Source organism: Bradyrhizobium sp. Cp5.3 (assembly GCF_000426265.1).
Taxonomy (GTDB): domain Bacteria; phylum Pseudomonadota; class Alphaproteobacteria; order Rhizobiales; family Xanthobacteraceae; genus Bradyrhizobium; species Bradyrhizobium neotropicale.
Genome location: NZ_AUFA01000121.1, coordinates 1 through 2,290 on the forward strand (window position 1 = coordinate 1; position 2,290 = coordinate 2,290).

Consider the following 2,290-nt stretch of genomic DNA (forward strand, 5'->3'; position numbering starts at 1 on the left):
TGTGAAGCAGCCGGCCGTTGTCGGCTGAGAGGTGGGGATTTCGCTGGAGCCTGTGGCGCGCGGATGTATCGTCTGGTCATGGCGATTCGCCCCGACGCTCTCCCGACCAATCCATCAGCTCTGACCGAGATGGTGCTCGCGCTTGACGCCGAAAACGAGAAGCTGCGTGTGGCGATGCAGACGCTCAAGGAGATGATCTTCGGGAAGCGCTCGGAGCGACTTGCGGTGCTCGTGGACGAGCAACTCGCGCTTGAGCTGGGCGATCTCGAGACCGACGCCACGTTGCCTGTGCAGGCCAACGACGATGCGCCTGCGGCGAAGCCGCCCGGCAAGGTGCGCAAGAAGGCGCGCCGCAACATCGGCGCACTCCCAAAGCACCTGCCGCGCTGCGAGCAGGTGCTGGAGCCGGAGGCGACGACCTGCCCGTGCTGCCAAGGGCAGCTCCACAAGATCGGCGAGGACGTCAGCGAGGTGCTGGACATCATCCCGGCGATCCTGCGGGTGCTGCGCACGATCCGTCCCAAATATGGCTGCCGCAGCTGCACCGATGGTGTGGTCCAAGCGAAGGTGCTGCCGCGCCTGATCGAGAGCGGCATGGCCTCGACGGCACTCGTGAGCCACGTGGTGGTCTCGAAGTTCGCCTGGTATCTGCCGCTGTACCGACAGGTGCAAATTCTGGCCGGCCAGGGTGTCCATCTCGACCGGGCGACGCTGGCCGGCTGGGTGAAGCGTGCGGCCTGGTGGCTCAGGAGCCTCTATGAGCTTCAGCTGCGCACGATCCAGGCCTCGCCGCGCGTGTTCTGCGATGAGACGCCAATGCCGGTGCTCGATCCCGGACGACATCGCACCCGCATCTGCCAGTTCTGGGCACATGCCATGGATGACCGGCCATGGGGCGGCCCCTCGCCGCCGGCGGTCGCCTACGTGTTCGCTGACGGCCGCGGCACGGAGGAGATCGCCGGACAACTGAAGGGCTTTTCCGGCATTCTGCAGGTGGATGGTTATGCTGCCTACAAGGCGCTTGCCCGCGGTCATGGCGGCGCGATCCAGCTTGCTTTTTGTCTCGCCCATGCCCGACGCAAATTCGTCGAGGTCTACAAGACGATGCAGTCGCCATTCGCGCGGGAGGTGATCGAACGCCTGCAGGCGGTCTATGCTATCGAGGCGGAGATCCGCGGCATTAGTGCCGAGCAGCGGCTTGCCGTCCGGCGCACCAGGAGCGCACCGCTGATGGCGGCGCTCAAGGCCCGACTGACCGAGATGGTCGACCAGCTCTTCTCGCAGTCGAAGCTGGCGGAGGCGATCAACTATGCACTCAATCACTGGGACGGGCTGACGCTGTTTCTTCGCGACGGCCGCGTCGAGGTCGATTCCAACACGGTCGAGCGTTCCATGCGCCCGATTGCCATGGGAAGACGCAACTCATTGTTCAGCGGCAGCGAAGGCGGCGCCGAGAGCTGGGCGATCCTGTCGTCGATCGTGAACACCGCAAAGCTCCATGAACTCGATCCTCAGATCTATCTGACGGACGTGCTGGAGCGGATTGTCTCCGGGCGAACCAAGAGCCACCAGCTCCACGAGCTGCTCGCCTGGAACTGGAAGGCGGCCCGTGAGCGCATCGCACAGGCTGCCGCATGAGCCCACGTCGTCCTAAAGCTTCATCGTCGATGGCGGCCGCCGCGATGCCGCTTGCGGAGCTCGAGCAATGGCTCCAGGCTCGCGTCGATCAGCATCCCGCCGCCACCAGTCTCCCCATGCTCGACGGCTACGTCGCCGCGATCGTGGCCGGACCAATGTCGATGAGCCCGCTCGACTGGATCTGCCCGCTGCTCGCCATCGATGCCGATGCTTTTAACCACGGCGGCACCCCGGAGTTCGCCGCGATCTCCGCCGTCGCGCTGCGCCATAACGAGATCAGCCAGATCCTTTCGACAACGCCTCGCCAGTTAGAGCCGATGCACCGGCGCAACCCCCATGGCGACGTCGATCCGCGTCCCTGGTGCCAAGGTTTCTATGCCGCGATGCGGCTCAGGATAGCGGCGTGGGCGCCATTGCTGGACGCCAGCAACGTCAATCACGGCCTGCTTCGGCCCATTCTGCTGCACTGTCGCGATGATCAGGGCCGTCCGCTTCTCGGACCGCCGCGACAGGGTCACGAGACCGGGGACTTTCTCCGCAATGCCCACCTCGATATCCCAGCGGCTGTCGAGGCCATGCGCCAATACTGGATGCCGATCCGCTACGCACGCGCCCGCTGATCACCGCAGACGTGGAAGCTCATACCGGTTAC

Annotated in this window: 2 protein-coding genes; both read left to right on the forward strand. The window is 65.0% G+C overall.

Translation table 11 applies throughout. The features are described 5' to 3' along the window. Window positions 1-78 precede the first annotated feature (78 nt). Window positions 79-1,638 (forward strand): IS66 family transposase, encoded by a 1,560-nt coding sequence (locus K289_RS0140655; protein WP_027556526.1) that lies wholly within the window; start codon window positions 79-81, stop codon window positions 1,636-1,638. Window positions 1,639-1,667: 29 nt separating this feature from the next. Further along, on the forward strand, window positions 1,668-2,258 hold the full coding sequence (locus tag K289_RS48350) for a UPF0149 family protein (protein ID WP_035688060.1): 591 nt from the start codon (window positions 1,668-1,670) through the stop codon (window positions 2,256-2,258). The last annotated feature ends 32 nt before the right edge of the window (window positions 2,259-2,290 follow it).

Excerpts from the sequence above, each read along its gene's own strand:
- K289_RS48350 (WP_035688060.1), top strand. The coding sequence starts at position 1,668 with ATGGCGGCCGCCGCGATGCCGCTTGCGGAGCTCGAGCAATGGCTCCAG.
- K289_RS0140655 (WP_027556526.1), top strand. The coding sequence starts at position 79 with ATGGCGATTCGCCCCGACGCTCTCCCGACCAATCCATCAGCTCTGACC.